Consider the following 17,804-nt stretch of genomic DNA (forward strand, 5'->3'; position numbering starts at 1 on the left):
TTCAAAAGGCGCTTGCTGGACCATCACGAATTAACAACTGCTGGAACAAATCGGGGGTAACGGCTTGGGAGATCAAAAAACCCTGGACCTGAGTGCAGTCGATCTTGCGCAAAAAAGCAAGCTCTTGTGCGGTTTCTACACCTTCGGCCACCACCGTCAGGCCCAACTGCCGTCCAAGCCCGACGATGCTGGTCATGGCCTGGGCCAACTCTTCATTTTCGTCACACCCACGTACCAGAGCCCGGTCGATTTTGAGTTCAGTAAAGGGGGTTGAGACCAGGTTGATATAAGAACTGTAGCCTTTGCCAAAATCATCCTGCGACAAGCCGAAACCCTTGATCCGCAACCGGCAGGCGCCCGCATAAAAATTGCTGAGCTGATGGGGGGTTGAACACTCCATCAATTCAAAGAGAATTTTGCAGGGCTCGCCGTTGTGACTTTGTACAAAGGCCAGAATACGGTCGGGAAGGTCATCGCTGTTGAGCAGGTGCGTTGGCAGGTTGATCGACACGGGGATGTCATAGCCTGCCTGGGTCCATTGCGCCTGGGCTTTGATCCCTTGCTCCAGCATGTGCCACAGCAGGCGTTCTTCCAGATTGAACGTACTGAGCGCAGATAAGAACACCCCAGGCAGCAACACTCCATGTTCAGGATGTATCCAGCGCACCAATGCCTCGGCGGCAACTATACGACCATTGCTCAAGGCTTTTTTGGGTTGAAACCAGGCCTGGATTTCTGCGCTGTCCAGAGCCTCCAGCAGTGACTGACGATTAAAATCGGTAACCGGCAGATTCGGTGTGGAGTCGCGCAACGCCAGAAGCTGGCTAATCAGATTACGGAGAGCGCTGGCCTGCACCGGTTTTGATATCAACCCGATAACGTTGACCTCAAGATTGCGCGCCACCAGGCTTGCAGCCATCAACATGCGCCGGGATGCCGCGCTCATGATTGCCAGCGCCGGCCTAGAGCGTAACGCTGCCAGCCGCTGGATAAACTGCACGCCATCCATGCCGGGCATCAACAGATCAGTGAGAACCAGATCGAAATCACGTCTTTGCAGACAGGCCAGGGCCTGGACTCCGTCTTGCGCGCACTCCAGATAAAAGTCTCCCAGTTCACTGAACAGATTCTGTAAATACATCCGCTGAAACGGGTGATCCTCAACAATCAAAATGCTACAGGGTTTCATGGGGCAGCTCTTTCATAGGGCACAAGGCAGTTAAACAAAGCCCGCAAGCTGAAAGGTTTGACCAGGAAGTGGCTCATTCCGGCGGCAAGGCAGAGTGCATCTTCACCGAGCATGGCATTGGCGGTGGCACCGATGATCGGCGCCACGCAGCCTTGGCGGCGTAACAGGCGCGTCAACTCATAACCATTGAGCTTGGGCATATTGACGTCAGTGAGGAGCAGATCGAACGGTTCCCGGTACCAAAGTGACAATGCTTGCTCCCCGTTTGAGGCCAGCTCTACGGTACAGCCGAGCTCTTCCAGTTGATCGCGCAGGATCAACTGGTTAATCACATTATCTTCGGCCACCAGAATATGCAGGTTGAGCTTTCGCAACTGATTTTGTGGGTACAGCAGCTCGGGTTTGGCTACCCGCATGCCTTGCGCTTGGCTGACAGCTTGATGAATAGCCGCCATATGGTTGAGGTTGACCTTCCACGCGTCGTCCATGAACTGCGGCTCATGACTGCCGTCACCGGTGGCCAGCACTAGCGGGCCGCTCCACTCAGGTTCAAGTCTGTGCTCAAGAGGGCCGGGGTGCAGTTCGAGTAATACGGCCGCAGTAGCACCGCCCAGGGCTGGCGGCGGGCCGATTTGCGGGCGGGCGCCCCAATTGCGCAACCAACCGCTGATTGTTTCAGCCAGTTCTCGCACGGGTGAAACCACATGGATGATTTCCGGCAGTAACCCGGTCATGCCTGTTGCCAGGGCACTCATATTTGGCACCTCCAATGGCAGGCTGAGGGAAAAGCTGCTGCCCAGTCCCACTTCACTGACCATGCGGATATTGCCGTTCATCAATTGGGCCAAACGCACGCAGATCGGCAGCCCAAGACCGGTACCAACGACTCCGTGGTTGCTGCTTTCTGTCTGATAGAAGGGTTCAAAGATCAAGGGCTGTGCGTCCTGAGGAATACCCTTGCCCGTGTCGGAAACCTGCCACATAAGGTTGGCCCGCTCGCCTTCGCGGCTAAGCAGGCTGAGGCGCAGCACCACCTGGCCTGAGTCTGTGAACTTCACGGCATTGCTCAACAGATTGTTTAAAATCTGACGAATACGCGCGACATCACCGATTACCCGGCCTGGCAACTTGGGGTCATAGCAGGCGTAAAGTTTCAGCCCCTTTCTATGGGCGGCAGCGGCGTAACTCTGGGTCACTTCCTGAGCCAGCTCCAGCACCGAGAACTCGCTCAGTTCCAGCGCCAGCTGCCCGGCTTCGATTTTCGACACGTCCAGCACATCGCAGATCAACTGTGACAGTGTGGCGGATGAACCCTCGATGGCATGTAAATAGCCCTTTTGCTGAGGGTCCAGTTGAGTGCGACCCAACAGCTCCAGCGTACCCAGTACACCATGCAGCGGGGTACGGATTTCATGGCTCATGGTGGCCAGGAACAGGGTTTTGGCCTCGTTGGCGGCATCGGCCATTTGCCGTGCCTGTTGCAGGCTGTTTTCTATCTGGGTACGCGCACTGATATCACTGAAGGCACAGAGCAACACGTCTTCGCCTTTATAACGGGTCGCTGCACAACTCATATACAAATGTCGGCCATCGGCCGTTTCAAAGTAATCGGTAAGCTCAGGTTCGCCGTTATCGAAAGCGCGCTGAATCCAGCAGGGGGACAAGGTGCTACGTTCTGAACCTTGGCCCAGCCATTGCTGGGACAAGGTGTTTTCCAATACCAACTGGCCATCGCTACGGCGCAGTACACACAGCGCCACAGGCGCAGTCTGAATCACGTCGCGGCTGAACAGTTCACTTTCGACCAGGGCCTGGATACGGTTGATCGTGGGGGTAATAAAGCGCTGCTCCAGACGACGGATCAACAGCCACACCAGTGACAGGCTGATCAGGCAGAACAGCAGTGCGCCAAGCAACTGCGGCCATAAAGACTGCAGCACCGAGCGCAGGTCGATGGAGTACACCAGCTGCCAGTCAGAAGACTTGAGTTGTTTGCGGATAACCACATGATCAGGCCACCAACTGGAGCCGATCAAGCCGAAGAAGTTGCGATCTTGAAGCGGCAACAGTTTTTCACTTAATGCAGGTGCCTGGCTATTGGTGAACAACAGCATGCCCTGAGAGTTGAGCATCATAAACTCCCCGGCACTCTGGTCACTCAGGGTCGCCCACACTTCGCCGGCGTCCATTTCCAGCCCCAGCCAGCCGGACTGAGGGTCGCGTTCATCCAGACGAATAAAAATATACAGGCGGGCATGGGGACTGTCGTGCTCCGTCAGCCACAACTCATCCAGTGCTGCAGTGTCATCGTGTTTCAAGGCATCGAGCTGATTCAAAATCGTTTCGGAAAACCCGCGCACCGTGGGTGTGGCGTTATACACACGGGTAACCTTGGCATTGGCGCCCGTACTGACATACACCAGGTTGACCTGCTTGGCTTTCAGATAATCACGCAGGCGCTCGGTTAGCCAGAGGCTCCATTGTTGTTGCGGTGACGGGCCCAGCAGCAGATGGATTTCTTCTGCTGATACGCTGACAGACTCCCCCTCAGGCTGGCGAGTAGTTGAAAGACTGATGCTTTCCAATAGCGCCTGACGGGTGGTGAAAAAGGTATGGGCTTCGGCAATCGCACTGCTCATATAGCCGCGGCGTTGCGAAATTTCCGTATTGAACGTAAAGAGCAAAAAGTTATAGACCCCCGCCAGCAGGCCGAACAGCACTATCACGGCAAACATCCGTAACAAGCGCCTGGCGGCATGGGGAGAGGACAAGATAGGGTTAATAGTATGTAAATAAGCCGTCAGTTTCATTGCGAAATTTTAAGCCAGGTTAAGTCATGTAGAACATGAGACAAATCTTAAAGCGTGCAGGGTATTTGTTGTTGTTCGGGGCAATATTGCTGGGCTGGATGTACGATGCAAGTTGCTCACCCACGTGGGTAGCTGATTCAGTTGAGAAATTAAGATTCGTCTTATGTTATCGCCTGAGCGATATAAATATAATATGTTCGCACATGCCGTCCGCCTTAAGTACCAAATCGCTATTAAGCATGGGATGTCATACATTGGGTTTGGCGCAGATCGCTTAATCGCCTCTTGCAAATAGGGTTAAGGCGTTATAAGTGGCGGTGCAAAAAATCTGCCCTTATCCCTTACTCAGTAAGCCCTCCATGCCTGATAACGAGGGCTGTTTGGTTATCAGGTTTTCGGGCGATCAGTGTGGCGACTCTCGGCTTGTATCTTTCACTTGAGGCAAGCGCTTACTTGTAGGCACACGGGTGTTGCTGTGAGAGCGAGCCTGCTCGCGAAGGTTGTTAGCAGGCTCACTCCCACAGTTGGTGTCACACAGATCCTAGGGTGTGGCAAGGCCAAGGCGGGTGAGTTCAGACACTGCCCGGGCCTGCTCCAGTACTCGCTGTTTCCATTGATCGGTATCTATATAGAAGGCATCGCGCAGTTGCTGCTTGATCCGTACTCGTTGTGCTTCATCGGTATCAGGATGATTCTGCAGCCACTGATCAGCACTCAGTGCCTTTAGCACCAACGGCCCGGATTTGGTGCCGAACTCCAGCGTCAAACCGTTGTACTGAGCATGTGGGCATTCTTGCATCACACCCAGATCCAGCGTGCCATCCAGTACCGCGGATGACGAAGTGCCATCTACGCTGGTGGTGACTTGCGCCCCCCACCAGCTTCTCGCCCGGGTTATATCCTCGGGGTCAGTGCGTCCTTTATAGATACGCTCACCCACGCTGTACGGGCCAAGCCCCGTATGCACATCTATCCAGCCGATACGTCGACAATGCTGGCCCAGGCGGCGAATAATCTGGCGAACCTGCAGATTGCTCCAGGCAGGTTGCGTGCCTGAGAAAAACAGGCCGTCGGGATCACTGTGCTGACCACTGGTGATAGCGGTTTGCAAGGTTTTAACCCCGTGACGCAAGGCATAACCGGCCAGACCGAGGGTGCTGAGCAAGGTGGGCGGTTGCCGCTGTGGCATAAGTAACGAGGCGATGGAGCGGTATTGCGGGTTGTCGGGCAACGGCTGGTCGAAGTCAATAAAATTGCGGTTGATATCGATATTCTGTTCATTGACTCTGCGCAGCCAAGAGAAGCCATAAGGGTTGATCGCATGCAGATAAAGCACCGCCAGGTCATGACGGCGGCAATGCTCCATCCACTCGCTGTTGCGCAGATGATCAATCTGAATGGCTGAGCCGCAGAAACCTTCCACACCATGTACGCCGCTGCTTAGTACCAGCAGGTTAGTGGCTGTGTGGGAGCCGAGAAGTGCAACATCTAGGGCCAGTTCCTCGCCATCCTTACCTGCTAACGGATGAATATGGGACTCAACCTCCAGGCCTGCATTTGCGCAGGCCTGGAGGAATTTTTGCCGGGCTTCAGCGTAGCTTTGTGAGAAACAGGATAAGTCCATCAAGGAATCCTTATTGATAGCAGTGATAAGCACGACCAGACTAAACACAGTGGCTATCTGATTGGCAATGCCGAACAGGCGTAAACCCGTAAAAGATGTTCGCCACGGCTGCTGATGCTGTGTTTTGCATTGAGCACTTCATTCCTTTCATCCAAATTAGTTTTTGGGAAAAGTCAGACGGGTACAGATGCATCATTAGAAGGGTGACTGGCAAGTAAACGGTATAAACGCTGAATGGCATGCCTCACAGAACAGGCTGTTTTGAATTGTCCATTAGACGAATCTTAATTTGCCGGGCGAATACATGTCATTTGCGCGCAGCGGGTGGGCTTTAAATAAAACAAACTGCATTATTGTTGAATAGCAGGCCTTATTAAGATTCGTCTCATTGTGGGGCGGATTTAAGAATGTCATTCTTTTGTCAAGCAGTAGGAACTGCTTGTTACTCAACTTTTACCCATGATGCGTATTGCTTAACGCATGGCGTGCATGGTTACCTTATATTGGAATATGAAATGAACTTTAAAGTTGCTTTGATTGCTCTTGGTCTTGCTGGCGCACTGGTTGGTACTGTACAGGCTGCAGACAACTCTATTTCCAAGAAAATCACCCTGACTGCACAAATTAACGATGGTCTGTTCGTTTCCAAGGCAGATGGTTCCACCTGGTATGGCACCGAAGAGCTGGTTGCCAACAACCACACCCAGACTTCGTTCTCGAAAACTCTGCCAGTGCGTGTTTGGAGCACTGCAGACGACTTTAACGTGACATTGGCACAGCCGTTGAAAATGTCCAATGGCACCTACGAAATGGCCAACGCCGTTGTAAGCATGGGTGAACAAGCTCTGACTTTCGGTTCGCCAATTACCGTTGAACAGACCGTTGCCGGTGTTGGTGGCTACGACCAGATCCATGACCTGGCTATCAATGTCGACGCACCGACCAAATCTGCAACTGGCCCAAGCACCAACGGCAGCTACAGCGGTGATCTGGTTATGCTGTTTGAACCAACTCCAGTAGCACCGTAACTTCGGCATAAATGCATTATTTAATGCCCTGAGCCCCGAAAGGGGCTCTTCTTTTCCAGTGACGGAAGATCAGGATGTTTTCGCATAAGATTCCATTTCAACTGCATATATTGGCGGCCTGTGTTGCTGCAGTTTTTTCATCTCATACGCTGGCTGAAGTCAAGATTTCCTATGGAACACCTGAGGGTTTTAGTGCCGTTGAGATGGACAATGCCGCGAGTTATGTCGCTACGTTTAATGGCAAGACATTACCAGGTTTTATCAGTTATGCCGTGAGTAAAAAGGCACTGGTATTTGATGCTAAGCAGTACGCTGACAATGGCGTTGATTCAGAAGATCGCCGTATTATCGAAAGTGTATTGTCAAAGATTGACTATAAACAATGCAAGGACGGTTGCGATTTGCGCGTGGCTGATCATTACGTCACGCTAGACAAGACGCGCCGTACCCTGAGTATTCGTTCTACCCGCGAAGATTTTCTCGCGCCTGATACCACCTGGGGGCTGATCAATAATCAGTCTCTGGATATACGCGGTTCGTCCGAAAGTTATAAGGCCTTTAACTTGAACGGCAACACCTGGTTTGGCTTGCCGGGCCGTAGCTTTGGCTATATGAACTGGTACGCCAACCGCAGCGAAAACCGTGGCCAAAGCAGTCGTGATCAAGGTATTTCGTCCTATTATCTGCAAAAGAACTTTGCCGACACCTATGTGCGCGCCGGTAAGCAAAACAGTATCGACTATGGCTCGGGTTCGGTCAGCACAGTGCTGTCGCCCAGTTTTGACCAATTTATAACCTTGGGCAGCCAGGGCTATATGCGCAGTGATCGGGATGTGGGATCGCTGGTGCTGTTTTCGACGGCCGAAGGCAACTATGAGTTTTACCGCAATGGTCGCTTGATTCTAAAACGTCCGGCTATTTTAGGGCGTAACGAAATCAGTTTTATGGACCTTCCGGGCGGCTACTATCCGATCGAGATTCGCCTGGTCGATCGCAACGGTAACCTGATCAACCAGGAAACACAGGACATCAACAACCTGAACTTTAGCGGTGCTGGCGCAAACTCCTGGCGCGTTACGGCGGGCCAGGACATGGATGAGGGCGGGCAACTGCTGGAGGCCGCCATTAGCCGTAATATGAGCCAGTTCTATTTAAACGCTGCAGCTGTTTCCGGTGATAAGTCTGATTGGGCCTCTGAAGTCAACGTTACCCGACCTTCCTCTTTTGGCACGCTCAGTGTCGACCCTACAGTGGGTGTATTGAGCGGCGAGAATGGTACGGGGGGGTACTTCAACTTGAATATGAATGACCCGGTATTGGGCAACCTGATGCTTAGCCGGTATCAGAACACCGACGTCTCGCGTTTTTATTACGGCACACCCAGCTCCAGCCTTTCTTACAGTAAAAACGTAGCGGGGGTCACCCTTGGCTACAACTACCGGGATTATGGCCGTGGTGAAACCCAGCAGGTTGAAGTGCGCTGGAACTACAAGCCTAACGGCTTATGGTCAACCTTTGCCGCCGGCGTGCAAAAAGGCAACTCAATGCCGGGTGACAGTGATTACACCGTTTACCTGAACATGACCTGGATGCTCGACAAATCGCAAGCCAGTGTGCGCGCGGCGCAGTACGGCGGCAAAACCCAGCTGAGTGGCGATTATCGCAAGGACTATGACGACAGCTTTGGTACCACCACCACCGGCGTCACGGTCAACCGCATAGACAGCACCAATAGCTTCAACGTTTACGGCAGCCGCTCCGGTACCCGTGGCGATGCGTCCCTGAACGTAGGGCACAGTGATGCGGCGAGTAACGTCGACTTCAACTACCGCGGCATGTTTGCCGCCAACCAAGATGGCATTGCCTTGGGACGCTACAGCAACGACGGCAGTGCCATGCTCCTGCAAACACCTGCGTTGGGTGAAACGCCTTACGGCTTTACGGTCGAAGGTCAGCCCGTTGCGGGCGGGGGTACCTATGCCGTGCCACTTGGTCAATACACCGATGTGCCATTTGCTCGGGTTGCCAGTGACAGCGAGAACATGGACATGAACATCGAAGTGCCGGCGAACATTGTCCGCGCTCACCCAGGCCAGGTGTACAACGCCAAAGCCAAGGTCGATATCAACATGGTGTACAGCGGCATTCTGGTGAATGCCAGTGGCCAGCCGGTAGGTGGCACCATTCAGGAGACCGGGGATGTTGCCTATGCCAACGGCCTGTTCTCGATTAGTAGCAAAGCGATACTGCCGCATATTTCGGTCGACGGGGCAGGGCGCCGTTACACCTGTGATCTGTCCAAGCCGGTGAAACCCAGCCATTACCTGTGCCAGTAAGCGCAGAACCTGACAGGAATCTTTTATGAAGTTACGTACGATGTTGCTGGGCCTGATTTGCCTTGGCGCAAGCCTGGCTCAGGCTGAAGGCGAGTTGATGGTGATGCCGGCCACCCTCAAGGTTTACAACAATCACGAGCATACAGTGAATGTAAAAAACCTCGGTGATGCGCCTCTGTATTTGTCCATCAGTTTGCAAAAGGTGATGAACCCAGGCGAGTCGCCAGAGAAGAAACAACCGATCAGTGCCCTGACTCACCCAGGAATGCTTGCCAGCCCTGACAAGCTCACATTGGGGCCGGGTCAGAGCCGCGTCATCGGCCTCAAGTCGCTGGTCGAGCCTGAAGCCGAAACCTTGTACCGCTTGTATATCGTTCCGGTGCGGTCGATGCAGGTAGAGGAGGCGCCTGAAGACAAAATTACTGCGCCAATGTCAGTCGCTATTGGTTACGGTGTATTGGTGCGGCATATGCCGCCACCTGCCAAGCAGAAAACTGGCTGGACACACCGCTGCGATGCCAGTGGTATGACCCTGGAGAATACGGGCAATGTGAGCCTGCAGTTATCTGATCTCGAGAGTGTGGCTAGGAAACAGCAAAAATTCAAAGTTGCCTTGTTTCCGGGAACTCCACAACACTTCGCTGGCAAACGCCTAAATTTTATCGTGGCTGAAAAACCGCAGGTGCTGGAATGTCCATGATGAATAGTCAATTCAATAGTACGTTTTTTACTGGTAATTTTTTGCGCATTAAGGTGTCAAGGCAGAAAATTACAAATTGTTTTAGTTGTTTGCTTGTTGCGAGTATGGCGCTTTTTTCGGGGGAGGCAACGGCTTTCAATCTGCGCTATGCTAATCTTAGCGATGGCTATAGCAATTGTAGTTATACGGATACCAGTGATACAGTTGCTACATTTAAAGTAACTATTAAGTATAAGGCTTCAGTCGGTAATACGGGTCCTTTTAATTTTCTTAGTCGAGGTATACTGCTGTATAGTTATAATGGTAACGGCATACTTCAAAGCAGTGCTGCTCTGGCGAGCGACATGAAACTTAATGGCTATAGTTATCAGGGGGCTTTTGCAGGGGTTGGTTATACTATGTATTATAGTAATGTGGTTGGTTCTCCGTGGGTTAATAGCCAGGCAATGACCGCAGATATAGAGTTTACTATATTGAAATCACGTATTGCAGCATGGCCTGCAGTGGGTGTGCGCGCAGGGAACTTCACAGATGGTGACGATGTTGGAGAAACGACGGGGCTCGCTTATATAGGGCCCAGTACGACAGGTAATTGTACAGTTCTTGTCAATCCGGAGTCACCCCCGCCTGCCGTAACCCCAACAGTCACCATGACTGCGCCGGACTGGGATTTAGGCGAATTGCCAAGGGGCAAAGAAACAACAGTGGCCTTGCCTGCAACTAAAGACCAATTGTGCTTTTCTTACGAAGGCTCAACGGCTATCGCTAACCAAAAGTACCTGATCAATGCAACAAATACCAATGGCTTGTCGGCTAACGGTCGTTATCTGCTAAAGAGTTTGGAAGACAGTTCGCAAACCGTTCCCTATACACTGACACTTGAAAACAGCAAGGACTCGGTATTGTTACCCAATACTCAAAATCGCCTGTTTTCGTTGGAAACGGGAGGTAAAACCTGTTTCACACCCACGTTTAAGGCACAACCCGATAAGGCAGTTAAAGGCGGTGCTTACAGCGACATATTGACCTTCACTGTTGTCGCTAAGCCTTAGATGGCCAGTTTCAAGCGTTATCCCGTTGTCATGCTGATGGGCTGGCTAATGATGCTCCCGTCACATGGCATGGCTGCGGGTGTATTAAACCTCTCGACTACTGAGTTGCGTTTGGTGCCCGATCAGCGTCAAGGCGCGCTCTACGCCCAGAACACCGGGGACTCGCCCCTGTACCTGGATGTAGAGCAAGCGCTGGTACTCAACCCTGCGGAGAAACCCGAGCAGTTGCTAGATATCAGCCAGGTGCCCAAACCCGCTTTGCTGGTGACACCCAGCCGATTAGTGTTGGCACCGGGGCAAAAATACCGGATGAACATCAAAACGCTGATTACACCCGCGAACAATCAGGTGTGGCGCGTGACATTCAGGCCCAGAGAAAACGTGATCGTACAAGCACAAGGGGCAGAGGGCGTCTCAGCGCCCCTGTCGGTCAGCGTGGGATACGGCGTGGTGATTTACCAAAACTCTGCCACTCCACACATTCATTCAAATACGGAGTAACACATGAACAACGTAGCATTGGCTGGCCTGTTGGCCGTCCTTGGCACACTGCCGGCCATGGCCTTTGCGGTGGATATAGATCTGCAAGGCAAAACCAGCAGCACGATTACAGCCACAGTCAGTGCCCCAAACAACTTGCTGGTCACCAGTGACACAGGCGGCTGGTTCGACCAGGGATTGCAAATGTTGCAGCCGGGCGGTTGGGATTCCCCCTATGAGGTGCAAGCCCGTTTGAAAATAGTCTCGACCGAAAGGGATTTTCAGGTGCGCCTGGATGAGCCCTTGGTGATAACCAACGCCAGTAATGCAGCGCAAGTTTTCCAGCAACCCAAAGTGGAGCTGAGTGCAGAAGGCCAAGGGCCCAAAACCCTGGCCGTCGCCACGCCCACTGCCTTCGAAAACCCTGTGCAGAATATCCCAGGTGAAGATTCTATCGGCTATTACGATCTCAATGTCTCGGCCTATCCTCCTGCGGGTACGTTCAAGGATACCAGCGGCACTTACACGGGTGTGTTGTCGCTAACCTTTGAGCCGGTGATTTCAAATCCTTGATAGTTGCTTGCTGTTAGCAAGCCTGCCGCAGCGCTATGGGCAGGCTTCAGTTTTTCTGAGAAACCTATGAAACCATTTATCGTCTGCCTTGTTTTCATCCTATGCGGGCTTGCTTTGGCCTCGCCAGCCTCGGCTCTGATCAACGTCACGCCGTCGGTGACTGAAGTTTGGGATAAACCTGTCACTCTCGACATTTCCAACGACGGTGATCGCCCCGAATTTGTATCAATCTCGCTGTCGCGCTTGCTTAACCCTGGGGTCGAATTTGCCGATGAGCGAATGGAGGCCATCGTCCAGGTGACTCAGCCCAAGCTCTACGCCACGCCCTTCAAACTGATGCTGGCCCCTGGGCAGAGCAAAAAAATCACCATCAAGCCTCTGCTCCCGGTTGCTGAAGAACAGGTCTACCGCATCGATATAAAACCTGTGGTCAACCTGATCGACCCCAAGTTGAGTAGCGTGGCGGGCAATGTGGTGGTTAACCTTGCCTACAGCTCGCTGGTTCGGCATTTGCCCGAGAAAGAAACATCGACGTTAGCGGTCAAGTGTGAAGCGGATGGCGCGCGCTTTTTCGCTTCGGGCACCACTCGTTTTCATGTGAAAGACGTGACGGTCGACGGTAAAGCCAGTGAGCCGTTCAACGTGTATCCGGGTGTACCTTTATTGGTAAAAGGCACGAGTATCAAGGCTCCCAAGCAGCCGGTCTGTACAGGCAGCACCCGGTAGTGCCCGCTGATGCTCACACAACGCTGGTCAACCCCCCGTCAACAAACAGGGTTTGACCGTTGATAAAGTCAGAAGCGGGGGAGGCGAGAAACACTGCCGCGCCGCATAATTCCTCAACCCGCCCCCAGCGACCTGTCGGGGTGCGCTTGCACAGCCATTCGGAAAACTCCTGGTTGTCGACCAGAGCGCGATTCATCTCGGTGGCAAAATAGCCTGGTGCCAGGCCATTGGCCTGAATGCCGTGGCGTGCCCATTCGGCACACATGCCTTTGGTAAGCATCTTTACCGCACCCTTTGAGGCGGCATAAGGGGCGATGGACGGGCGTGCCAGTTGGCTTTGCACCGAGCAGATATTGATGATCTTGCCGCGACCGCGGGCAATCATATGTCGTGCAACGGCCTGGGACACATAAAACACACCGTCCAGATTGGTACGCATCACGTCATGCCAGTCACTGGCGGAAAAATCCTCCAGCGCTGCACGGCGTTGAATACCGGCATTGTTGACCAGAATATCGATGGCACCGTTAGCGGCCTCAAAGGTGTTGATGGCGCTAACCAGTTGTTCGCGGTCGGTAACGTCAAATGCCAGGAATTCGGCCTTGATCCCCTCATCGCGCAGTTGACCAGCAACGGCGCGGGACTTTTCGATAGTGCGAGTGTTGATCACCACTGTTGCGCCGGCAGCGCCCAGGCCGCGTGCCAGTTCCAGGCCGATGCCCTGACCTGATCCGGTGATCAGGGCACGACGCCCATCAAGCTGGAAGCTGTTGAGATTGAATGACATGTTGTTCTCCAAACGGCCGCTTATTGTTTTAATCGGCCCTGTGGTTACTTCACCCCAGGCTGATGGTGTAGTCCAATCGTCATTGATGATCTTGTAATCAATAATTTTGATCATTGCATTGGAACGTACCGCAGGCCTGACTTGTCCATAAAGCCTGTACCCCCATACGCTGAGGTGAATATGCGCCGCATGATTTCTGCATCAATAATGGCTGGCTTGTTGTGTGCCGTACCTTACGCAGCGCAGGCTGACGATGATAAAGCCAGTGACTGCAAGCCTGGACAGATACTGGCCGAGTCCATGGATTTGAGCAGTTGCTATGGACATGGTGACAAGGCTCCCGATCAGTACATCCGCGATGACGTAGCGATCAAGAACTGGAAATCAAAGGGGCTGCCGCAGCCTGATGAGCATGAGCAATGGGTGTTGATCAGTGGGCATTATGTTTTGGTCAATCGGGTGAATGCGGTGATCAAGGAGATCCGTACCAAGGACGCCAAGGTTCTGGTCCAATAGCAAGACTGCGATTGACCTGATAGACCGCGCCGCTTGCATCGCAGGCAAGCCAGCTCCCACAGGTTTTGTGTTGCTCACACAATCTGATGCATGCAGGGCCAAATGTGGGAGCGGGCTTGCTCGCGATAGCATCACTGCGATTGACCTGATAGACCGCGCCGCTTGCATCGCAGGCAAGCCTGCTCCCACAGGTTTTTCAACTCGCCTCGCGGCCATGGGCCGCAGTTGCCAGTTGTGTGGTATCAACCCGCACAAAAATCGAGTCACCCACCGCCGTCAACACATCTCCTGCATACACCTCACAGATAATCCGGGTCTTGCGCCCGACCTCACCTTCAACTTTTGCCCGCAAGGTCAACGGCACTCCCATCGGCGTCGGTTTGATAAACTTGATCCCAAGGTTGCCCGTCACGCAGTTGATTCGCGGCAGGCTGGCCACCTCGCGGTTTTCCATGCGGTAGTGGTAAGCCATGGCCGTCCAGTTGGAGTGGCAGTCAACCAGCATCGCGATCATCCCGCCGTACACCAGCTCAGGCCAGCCACAGTATTTGGGATCAGGCAAGTGCTCGGCGATCACATGCACGCCGTCCTCGTGCCAGTGGCTCTTGATATGCAGGCCGTGGGGGTTGTTGCTGCCGCAGCCATAGCAAACACCATCGGGCGCGGCGGAGTCTTGTAGAGAGATAGCTGAAGGGATCATAGCCGGATCATCCTTATGGGTATAACCTTTACGTTAACGTAAAGAATGGCGTCCGTGAACAGCCTTGGCGCGACTTATCCAACCCGACGCGACAACCTGCCGCAGGGCCGTCGGATCTTTTGCAATTGCAGGATCATTCCTGTATTTGTTGCGCCATTGAGCCAAGCCTCGTCTGTTTTTTGAATCTGCCCATCAGGAACCATGATGCCTAACCAGTTCCCCGCCGTACGTCCGCGCCGCCTGCGCCGCTCCCAGACCCTTCGCGACATGTTCCAGGAAACCGAATTCAGCCTGAACGATCTGGTGCTGCCGATTTTTGTCGAAGAAGAAATCGACGATTTCGTGCCGATCACCAGCATGCCGGGTGTGATGCGCATTCCTGAGTCGAAGCTGGCCGGTGAAATCGAACGCTATGCCCGTGCCGGGATCAAGTCGGTGATGCTGTTCGGCGTGTCCCACCATCTGGACGCCACTGGCAGCGATGCCATGCGTGAAGACGGGCTGGTCTCGCGCATGGTGCGCATCAGCAAGGATGCCGCGCCGGATATGGTGGTGATGAGCGACACCTGTTTTTGCGAGTACACCTCCCACGGCCATTGCGGCGTGATGCATGACCACGGTGTCGACAATGATGCGACCCTGATCAACCTGGGCAAGCAAGCCGTAGCCGCTGCCGCAGCGGGTGCTGACTTTATCTCGCCATCGGCGGCCATGGACGGTCAGGTGCAGGCCATCCGCAGCGCCCTGGACGCTGCCGGGTTTATCGATACCTCGATCATGGCGTACTCGACCAAGTTTGCTTCGGCGCTCTACGGCCCGTTCCGTGAAGCCGGTGGCAGTGCTCTGAAGGGCGATCGCAAGTCGTACCAGATGAACCCGATGAACCGCCGCGAAGCCATTCGCGAATCCTTGCTCGATGAGCAGGAAGGCGCTGACGTGTTGATGGTCAAGCCCGCCGGTGCTTATCTGGACATCATCCGTGATATTCGCCAGGCCTCGCATCTGCCTTTGGCGGCGTATCAGGTCAGCGGCGAGTACGCGATGATCAAATTCGGCGCCCAGGCCGGAGCCATCGATGAAGCACGGGTCGTGCGTGAAAGCCTGGGCTCGATCAAGCGTGCCGGCGCCGATATGATCCTGACTTACTTCGCGATGGATCTGGCGCTGCAGGGAATTTAAGCGGTTCGCTCAAGTGGCATGCTGCAAACTTTTGTTTTGTAGCATGCCACTCACCTAAAAAGGAACTTGACCATGCCAGACGCTCGGCTCGAACGAATCCTTATTACCAACGATGACGGCATTGACGCCCCGGGCCTTGCCGCGCTTGAAGCGGTGGCCCACGAGTTGGCAGACGAAGTCTGGGTAGTGGCGCCGGACCATGACCAAAGCGGCATTTCCACCGCCATCAGCATTCACCACCCGTTGCGCGTGACCAAACGGGGTGAGCGACGTTTTTCGGTGTCGGGCACCCCTGCGGACTGCGTCGCGATGGCGCTCAAGCAGTTGATGGACAAACCCCCGCAGTTGTTGCTTTCCGGTATCAACAAAGGCGCCAATCTGGGGGTGGAAACCCTGTATTCCGGCACCGTCGGGGCGGCCATGACCGGCCTGTTGATGGGCATCCCGTCAATTGCCCTGAGCCAGTACTTTACCCGACGCAGTTCGGTACGCTGGGACACCGCCCGTACCTTGGCCCCCGGGGTGATTCGCCAACTGCTGGGTACAGGCTGGGAACAGACGGCATGCTTGAATATCAACTTCCCGGATGTACCGGCCGATGAAGCCGGGCCGATCCAGATCACCCGCCAGGGCGCCGGGCGCATGGAAGGTGTGGAGGTGATCGAGCGCACGGATTTTCGCGAAGCCAAGTATTACTGGCTCAGTATCACTCGGCATCAGCACCCTGAAGCCGTCGATACCGAAACCCAGGTAGTCACCCAGGGTGGAATTTCTGTAACACCCCTGCAATTCGATCGCACTGCCAACGCCTTGCGCGAACAACTGCGCGCGGCGACACAAATTATCTAAGCCCAATGCGCCGGGTCATCGACGATGGCCTGGTGCCCTTCAAGCACTTTGGGGATTTCCTGTTTGAGGAACTCGACCCAGGTTTTCACCTTGGCATCCAGAAACCGCCGCGAAGGGTAGAGCGCGTAGATGCTTTTTTCATGCAGCCGGTATTGCGGCAGCAGGCGCACCAGAGTACCGCGCTGATAAGAACCTACCGCCACGTAATCGGGCAGCAGACAGACGCCAAGCCCGGCCTCGGCTGCTTGCGCCATGGCTTCGGCGACGTTGACCTGGAACACGTTGCCGGGGCGGATCACTTGCTCGCCATGATCGTCGCGAAAGGTCCAACTATCGGTAAACAACGGGTCCACCAGATGCAGGCAGCGATGCTCGGGTAGCTCGTCAGGGGTTTGCGGGATTTTTCGCCCCTTGAGGTAGGAGGGCGCGGCACTGATCACGCTGAAAATGCTGCCCAGCGGCTGGCCGATCAGCTCAGAGTCCGGCAAGTTGGCAGAAAGCGTAATGACCACGTCATGGCCTTCCTCAAGCAGGTCGGGTTGGCGTTGCGACAGGGTCAGGTCGACGTTGACCTGGGGATACAGCTCGGTATAACGGGCAACCAGCGGTGCCAGCAACTGGATACCCAGCCCGGTGGTGGACTGCACCCGCAAATGGCCACGGGGGATCAAGTGCGCGCCGCCAGCCTCGGCATTGGCATCTTCGATTTCCCCCAGAATCATCCGGCAGCGCTCCAGATAGCGCGCGCCAACTTCGGTCAGTGCCAGGCGCCGCGTGCTGCGCTGCAACAGGCGGGCTTGCAGCGAAGACTCCAGCTCCGACAGCAGACGAGAGGTTTGCGCCGTGGAGTAACCCAGCGCCTGCGCCGCAGCCGTAAAACTGCCGGTTTCGACCACGCGGACAAATACCCGCATTGCCTGAAAAATATCCATCCTGATTATTACCCCACACGTAAGCGTGCTTTCTTGTGGCGGCAATAATTACACAGACCGGGCGGGGTTGGCGCATTGAACTCGCCAAGGCACAGTGAGTATTATCCTGCTCAGTAGTTTTTTCTTTTAGTTTTGTGAGAAAAATCTTAAAAAAGAATAGGTAAACGACCAATTTTTATAAAACTGCTGAATATTGCTTTGAGATTTCTTGATTTTATTGTTCTATCTGCTTGATTTATAAGTATGTGGATCTTTACTGGGAATGGGTGGTCTTATGTAAGGTTTTACCCAGCCCCGAGTACGCACTGAAGCGGCTAGCTTGA

General features: G+C 54.0%; 16 protein-coding genes. 10 read left to right on the forward strand and 6 right to left on the reverse strand.

Features of this window, described 5'->3' with window-relative positions; translation table 11 throughout:
- Nucleotide 1 precedes the first annotated feature (1 nt).
- From pvrR to ACZRMH_RS15590, 3 genes are all read right to left on the reverse strand, one after another.
- Complete coding sequence (pvrR, locus tag ACZRMH_RS15580; protein WP_464014158.1) at nt 2–1,189, reverse strand: response regulator cyclic di-GMP phosphodiesterase PvrR; 1,188 nt, start codon at nt 1,187–1,189, stop codon at nt 2–4.
- Nucleotides 1,186–3,999 carry an ATP-binding protein gene (locus ACZRMH_RS15585; protein WP_464014159.1) on the reverse strand — a complete coding sequence of 938 codons (2,814 nt, stop codon included), beginning with the start codon at nt 3,997–3,999 and terminating at the stop codon, nt 1,186–1,188. The genes pvrR and ACZRMH_RS15585 overlap by 4 nt, the downstream gene beginning before the upstream one ends.
- A gap of 541 nt (nt 4,000–4,540) precedes the next feature.
- Nucleotides 4,541–5,623, reverse strand: coding sequence for a M14 family metallopeptidase (locus ACZRMH_RS15590; RefSeq protein WP_464014160.1), 1,083 nt, complete (start codon nt 5,621–5,623; stop codon nt 4,541–4,543).
- 515 nt (nt 5,624–6,138) lie between these two features.
- On the opposite strand from ACZRMH_RS15590, the gene ACZRMH_RS15595 reads away from it, so the two are divergent.
- From ACZRMH_RS15595 to ACZRMH_RS15625, 7 genes are all read left to right on the forward strand, one after another.
- A complete protein-coding gene (locus tag ACZRMH_RS15595; RefSeq protein ID WP_464014161.1) occupies nt 6,139–6,651 on the forward strand; it encodes a hypothetical protein in 513 nt (170 codons plus the stop codon).
- Between the two features lie 74 nt (nt 6,652–6,725).
- Nucleotides 6,726–8,987, forward strand: a complete 2,262-nt coding sequence (locus ACZRMH_RS15600; RefSeq protein WP_464014162.1) for a TcfC E-set like domain-containing protein — start codon at nt 6,726–6,728, stop codon at nt 8,985–8,987.
- Between the two features lie 25 nt (nt 8,988–9,012).
- Entirely contained in the window at nt 9,013–9,687 is a 675-nt protein-coding gene (locus tag ACZRMH_RS15605; protein ID WP_464014163.1) for a hypothetical protein, read from the forward strand.
- A complete protein-coding gene (locus ACZRMH_RS15610; RefSeq protein WP_464014164.1) occupies nt 9,678–10,739 on the forward strand; it encodes a hypothetical protein in 1,062 nt (353 codons plus the stop codon). The genes ACZRMH_RS15605 and ACZRMH_RS15610 overlap by 10 nt, the downstream gene beginning before the upstream one ends.
- Nucleotides 10,740–11,240 (forward strand): hypothetical protein, encoded by a 501-nt coding sequence (locus ACZRMH_RS15615; protein ID WP_464014165.1) that lies wholly within the window; start codon nt 10,740–10,742, stop codon nt 11,238–11,240.
- Nucleotides 11,241–11,243: 3 nt separating this feature from the next.
- On the forward strand, nt 11,244–11,792 hold the full coding sequence (locus tag ACZRMH_RS15620; RefSeq protein ID WP_464014166.1) for a hypothetical protein: 549 nt from the start codon (nt 11,244–11,246) through the stop codon (nt 11,790–11,792).
- A 66-nt stretch (nt 11,793–11,858) separates the two neighbouring features.
- Nucleotides 11,859–12,518 (forward strand): hypothetical protein, encoded by a 660-nt coding sequence (locus ACZRMH_RS15625; RefSeq protein WP_464014167.1) that lies wholly within the window; start codon nt 11,859–11,861, stop codon nt 12,516–12,518.
- Between the two features lie 13 nt (nt 12,519–12,531).
- Here ACZRMH_RS15625 and ACZRMH_RS15630 read toward each other — a convergent pair whose 3' ends face one another.
- On the reverse strand, nt 12,532–13,305 hold the full coding sequence (locus ACZRMH_RS15630; RefSeq protein WP_464014168.1) for an SDR family NAD(P)-dependent oxidoreductase: 774 nt from the start codon (nt 13,303–13,305) through the stop codon (nt 12,532–12,534).
- Between the two features lie 180 nt (nt 13,306–13,485).
- Between ACZRMH_RS15630 and ACZRMH_RS15635 the strand changes: the two genes are divergently transcribed.
- Nucleotides 13,486–13,821 (forward strand): RcnB family protein, encoded by a 336-nt coding sequence (locus ACZRMH_RS15635; RefSeq protein WP_464014169.1) that lies wholly within the window; start codon nt 13,486–13,488, stop codon nt 13,819–13,821.
- Between the two features lie 196 nt (nt 13,822–14,017).
- Here ACZRMH_RS15635 and ACZRMH_RS15640 read toward each other — a convergent pair whose 3' ends face one another.
- Nucleotides 14,018–14,521 carry a PaaI family thioesterase gene (locus tag ACZRMH_RS15640; protein WP_464014170.1) on the reverse strand — a complete coding sequence of 168 codons (504 nt, stop codon included), beginning with the start codon at nt 14,519–14,521 and terminating at the stop codon, nt 14,018–14,020.
- Nucleotides 14,522–14,725: 204 nt separating this feature from the next.
- On the opposite strand from ACZRMH_RS15640, the gene hemB reads away from it, so the two are divergent.
- Both hemB and surE read left to right on the forward strand, forming a co-directional pair.
- Nucleotides 14,726–15,700: a porphobilinogen synthase gene (hemB, locus tag ACZRMH_RS15645; RefSeq protein WP_464014171.1), complete on the forward strand. Its 975-nt coding sequence runs from the start codon at nt 14,726–14,728 to the stop codon at nt 15,698–15,700.
- A gap of 72 nt (nt 15,701–15,772) precedes the next feature.
- Nucleotides 15,773–16,549 carry a 5'/3'-nucleotidase SurE gene (surE, locus tag ACZRMH_RS15650; RefSeq protein WP_464014172.1) on the forward strand — a complete coding sequence of 259 codons (777 nt, stop codon included), beginning with the start codon at nt 15,773–15,775 and terminating at the stop codon, nt 16,547–16,549.
- Here the strand turns inward: surE and ACZRMH_RS15655 are convergent.
- The gene (locus ACZRMH_RS15655; protein WP_464014173.1) at nt 16,546–17,481 is read right to left on the reverse strand and encodes a LysR family transcriptional regulator; all 936 of its coding nucleotides are present in this window, start codon (nt 17,479–17,481) and stop codon (nt 16,546–16,548) included. The genes surE and ACZRMH_RS15655 overlap by 4 nt on opposite strands.
- Nucleotides 17,482–17,804: the final 323 nt, after the last annotated feature.

This window comes from Pseudomonas sp. B414, from assembly GCF_055408445.1.

Coding starts and splice junctions, on each gene's coding strand:
- pvrR (WP_464014158.1), bottom strand. CDS start 1,189: ATGAAACCCTGTAGCATTTTGATTGTTGAGGATCACCCGTTTCAGCGG.
- ACZRMH_RS15585 (WP_464014159.1), bottom strand. CDS start 3,999: ATGAAACTGACGGCTTATTTACATACTATTAACCCTATCTTGTCCTCT.
- ACZRMH_RS15590 (WP_464014160.1), bottom strand. CDS start 5,623: ATGGACTTATCCTGTTTCTCACAAAGCTACGCTGAAGCCCGGCAAAAA.
- ACZRMH_RS15595 (WP_464014161.1), top strand. CDS start 6,139: ATGAACTTTAAAGTTGCTTTGATTGCTCTTGGTCTTGCTGGCGCACTG.
- ACZRMH_RS15600 (WP_464014162.1), top strand. CDS start 6,726: ATGTTTTCGCATAAGATTCCATTTCAACTGCATATATTGGCGGCCTGT.
- ACZRMH_RS15605 (WP_464014163.1), top strand. CDS start 9,013: ATGAAGTTACGTACGATGTTGCTGGGCCTGATTTGCCTTGGCGCAAGC.
- ACZRMH_RS15610 (WP_464014164.1), top strand. CDS start 9,678: ATGTCCATGATGAATAGTCAATTCAATAGTACGTTTTTTACTGGTAAT.
- ACZRMH_RS15615 (WP_464014165.1), top strand. CDS start 10,740: ATGGCCAGTTTCAAGCGTTATCCCGTTGTCATGCTGATGGGCTGGCTA.
- ACZRMH_RS15620 (WP_464014166.1), top strand. CDS start 11,244: ATGAACAACGTAGCATTGGCTGGCCTGTTGGCCGTCCTTGGCACACTG.
- ACZRMH_RS15625 (WP_464014167.1), top strand. CDS start 11,859: ATGAAACCATTTATCGTCTGCCTTGTTTTCATCCTATGCGGGCTTGCT.
- ACZRMH_RS15630 (WP_464014168.1), bottom strand. CDS start 13,305: ATGTCATTCAATCTCAACAGCTTCCAGCTTGATGGGCGTCGTGCCCTG.
- ACZRMH_RS15635 (WP_464014169.1), top strand. CDS start 13,486: ATGCGCCGCATGATTTCTGCATCAATAATGGCTGGCTTGTTGTGTGCC.
- ACZRMH_RS15640 (WP_464014170.1), bottom strand. CDS start 14,521: ATGATCCCTTCAGCTATCTCTCTACAAGACTCCGCCGCGCCCGATGGT.
- hemB (WP_464014171.1), top strand. CDS start 14,726: ATGCCTAACCAGTTCCCCGCCGTACGTCCGCGCCGCCTGCGCCGCTCC.
- surE (WP_464014172.1), top strand. CDS start 15,773: ATGCCAGACGCTCGGCTCGAACGAATCCTTATTACCAACGATGACGGC.
- ACZRMH_RS15655 (WP_464014173.1), bottom strand. CDS start 17,481: ATGGATATTTTTCAGGCAATGCGGGTATTTGTCCGCGTGGTCGAAACC.